General features: G+C 65.3%; 4 protein-coding genes. 1 reads left to right on the top strand and 3 read right to left on the bottom strand.

Translation table 11 applies throughout. From position 1 onward, the window contains the following. Positions 1-171 precede the first annotated feature (171 nt). On the top strand, positions 172-633 hold the full coding sequence (locus tag GJV82_RS19020) for a hypothetical protein (protein WP_155100301.1): 462 nt from the start codon (positions 172-174) through the stop codon (positions 631-633). Between the two features lie 496 nt (positions 634-1,129). On the opposite strand, the gene GJV82_RS19025 is transcribed toward GJV82_RS19020, so the two are convergent. The 3 genes from GJV82_RS19025 to GJV82_RS19650 form a co-directional block, all read right to left on the bottom strand. After that, complete coding sequence (locus tag GJV82_RS19025) at positions 1,130-1,789, bottom strand: HIRAN domain-containing protein (RefSeq protein ID WP_155100302.1); 660 nt, start codon at positions 1,787-1,789, stop codon at positions 1,130-1,132. Continuing rightward, a complete protein-coding gene (locus GJV82_RS19030; protein WP_155100303.1) occupies positions 1,773-2,711 on the bottom strand; it encodes a HipA domain-containing protein in 939 nt (312 codons plus the stop codon). Before GJV82_RS19030 ends, GJV82_RS19025 begins: the two co-directional genes overlap by 17 nt. Before the next feature lie 153 nt (positions 2,712-2,864). Then, a partial coding sequence (locus tag GJV82_RS19650) for a HEPN domain-containing protein (protein ID WP_196217318.1) occupies positions 2,865-3,436 on the bottom strand: 572 nt, incomplete at its 5' end.

Here is a 3,436-nt window from a genome sequence, read left to right on the forward strand (position 1 = left end):
CGCTGGTCACCTCATCCGTCCTGGTGAGAACACCTCACAGACTGTCGACGTGCAGCGCACAGTTCGCGGACACGCCCGCTGCACTCTTCTCGATCTCGGGCGTGTCGTCGTGGTTGAGAAGAGTAGGTGCACCTTGGCTCGCCGCCTCACCGGGTCCCTTAGCCTACTGTCGTGATTGCTACGGGCTCCCGATGGGTCTGTGGTGCGGTGCTGGTCCTGGCGGTTCCAGCGCTGTCGGGGTGCGGCGTTATCGGCGCGCAGACCGCGTACTGCATGCCGGGCGACCCGGTGATCACACCGCCGGCCGCGCCGCCCGGCGCAGAACTGCAGATTGCGATCCCCGAGAACCCCGAATGCGAGACGCGGATGCCGGAGCGGGCGCGCTACGAGGTCCTGGTGACGCCGGACATCCTCGACAAGTCCCAGGAGCAGTGGCACTTCCAGGCGTCCCTCGGGCTCCTCGACCCCGCTGACGACGGCGCTGCCGAGGGCACCGTCCGGCTGCCCGACGACATTCCCGTGGGCGGTGCGGAGGTCTCCGTGCGGCTGCAGGGCGCGCCGACGATCTGCGAACTCGACCCTCACGTGAGCTGCGCGAAGAACCCATTCGCGGCGATCGAGGTCACCGGCTGAGCGAATCCGCGGTGCATTTCTCGCCGACGCTCGGCGCAACCCGCCGGGCCAGCCGTCACCGCCGCGTCAGTATGAGATCAGCGTCACCGTTAGCGGCCGGGCGAGACGCCGCCCAGCAGGAATGCATGCCTCCCAGCACCCGTACGACGGTGGGGCCCGGAGGAGCGTCCGGCACCACGTCATGCAGCCTGCTTCAGGCACTCAAGCCCGGCGACAAGACGCTGACTTCCGCAAGTCTTACATACCAATGAAGCCGCGCTCATGAAAGATGCGCGTCCGGCTGTGAAAAGTAGGCCGCAGGTCGACACACAGACAGACGCATACATGTCGACGTGCGGCCTAGATTTCGCAGACACGCCGCTGTTCTTTGCGCGATCCCGGGCGTGTCGCGCGCACCGTGAAATATGGCTTGCAAGGCGGCAGATCCCCCCGCTCGACTTGCCAGGGCAAATCGAGGGGGGAGGGCAGGCAAGCGAGCAGAGCGCGACCAGCAACCTCAGCCTTCGTAGCGCCCGATCAGCCGGACCAGCAGGCGCATGTGAAGTCCCGCCTCTGGAGGGTTGACCCTCTCGACGACCAACTGATGGTCACCCTTGATGATCTCGTGCACGTAGTCGAGCAGAGGCGTTGGGACATATCCGAGACGGCCTCCGTCTTGGGTCACGAGCAGCGCACGGTCGTTGACCGGGTTCTCTGGCTCGAAACGGAGCGCGAGTCGGTCTCCATGGGCGAGGCGATCGATCGAAGCTCGCTCGCTGCTTGTCAGGTGGCGCACTCCATGCACAAGGAAGGGCAGGTCGACTTCGCCGCGTTGCGGCAGTGGAGTGAGTTCATAGGTGTCACCCGTTCTGCCGCCACCAGAGACGGCAAGGACCTCAAAAGGGCCAGCTTCTCGAGGCAGGCCAAGGTGCTCCAATGTTTCGAAACGTTCGGGCCTATGAGGATCGATGACGCGCTCTGCAAAGATCGGAAAGAGCGTCGCGCTGCGGTGCTCTGCGCCGATTCGAAGCCCCGGTAGCGGTCGCCTCGCGCCCGAGTCGTACCTGAACGTGTACGTCGTACCGTCAAACGACAGCGTGCCGACCCGAGCAAACTGGCGCGTGACTGGGTCCTGGCGCGTGACGAGCAGTTGGTCAGTCTTAAGCAGGGTTGCCATCGCACAGCCTCCTCCGGTTCTCAAGTACGACCTGCTTCATGAACATAGCCGCACCCACTGACAGGCGTCCGCCGGGCGCTTCCATTGTCGCTCCGACGAGGTCCTCGTCCAGCGCACCGACACGCTCGAGCCAGACGCGTGCATCAGCCCTGCGGATCGCATCGAGTGCCAGGTCTACCAGCGACTGCCGCGCGGGCGTGAACGGATTTGCTCGACCCCTGCGAGCGAACGCTACGGGATCGCGGGTCTGGCGGTTCCGATCGGTAAGGCCAGCGCCAAGGGCTGTGCCGTGATCGTACGTCGGTGCCAGATGTCGCGTTCCGTCGCTCGACTCCAGAAGCGCCCAGTTGCCGGGGTGTCGGTCGCTGTTCCCCACGAGTGCATCCAGCACCAAATAGCCGGCGAAGACGCCGAAGGCAGTGAAGCCGACCACCCCGGGCGGGGGCTCTACAGCCTCAAGGACAGCCTCGACAGCCTCGATCGTGTAGCCCTGATCGAGTCGCATCCGACCGGCCCCAGCTGCTCCGCGCTCTTCAGGTAGCCGAACGTAGCCATCGATCTCGGGCAGGTAGGTCCGCCCTGTGTTCAGGCTGTAGCCCTCCGGGGCGACGTTCCGGGAGATCAAGCCAAGTTCGTTGTCGCAGACGGCGTACCGACACTCGGCAGCCGGTACGCCAAGGGCCGCCGCGAGCAGCGAGACGGCGACCTCGGCACAGTCCGTAAGCGCGGACTCCTCGCCTCCGCCAGTTGGCTGCCGGGACTTCCACAACCAGTGCTCGTGTCGCGGTGAGTCCGCGTCGGGAGCGACCCATCGCTTGTTCGGGTCACGTCCGCCGGGCTCGTCGCGAATGACGGCCCACGCCGACACGTCAGTCTCTGTCACCCACCCTCCGCGCTGGCTCATCTCGTCGGCTGCAGACACGAGCCGAGACTACGTTGTATCCGGACAGTGCCGTCCAAGTACGTACGATCGAGCCGTTACGCGCCGGTAGCGTGCGGGCTCGCCAGGCGCAGGCATCGCCTCGGCTCAAGTCCCCAATAGGCGTACGCGTCGAGGCCCTCGGTCGTTGCCGAGTCACCGCAGCGCGGGGATTCTGCCCTGCTCGAGTTCACGCGAGATCTGATGGATGTGCTGGGTGATCGGATCACGCTCGAGCGCCGTCTTGAGTCGCGCCTTGGGCACACCGAGCCTGAGCGCTACCCAGGAGCGGAAGATCTGGATCGACTGCCGGTACGCGAGGTACATCTCCAGCGGGTCGGACCGCGCCTTGTCCGCGTGCTTCACGCTCACATAGGTGCGACGGAGTCGATCGGAGAACTCGCTGGCCGAGAACGGGAGCACACCCTCAACTGCTTCTGCTACCGCGCCAACCTGGCCGACAAATGCCGCGTCCTTGGCCTTCGTCTTGCTCGCCCCTGCCTCGATGAGCAGGTCGTAGCCAAGCATCTCGAAGCCGATGCTGACCTGCGCGATGCGCGCGTCCAGGGACGCGCCTGCCAGCCCTAGAAGACCCACGAGCGGCGTCAGCGCCCGCTCAAACTTCGAGCTGAGATCGAGCCATCGACTGACACCTCGGGAACCCACGTCGCCGTAATGGAACAGGAAGTCTGAGTTGAGTCCCCGATAGTGGTGTAGCGCGGTTGCCG

This window comes from Cellulosimicrobium composti (assembly GCF_009711085.1).
Classification (GTDB): Bacteria; Actinomycetota; Actinomycetes; order Actinomycetales; family Cellulomonadaceae; genus Cellulosimicrobium; species Cellulosimicrobium composti.

Coding starts and splice junctions, on each gene's coding strand:
- GJV82_RS19025 (WP_155100302.1), bottom strand. CDS start 1,789: ATGGCAACCCTGCTTAAGACTGACCAACTGCTCGTCACGCGCCAGGAC.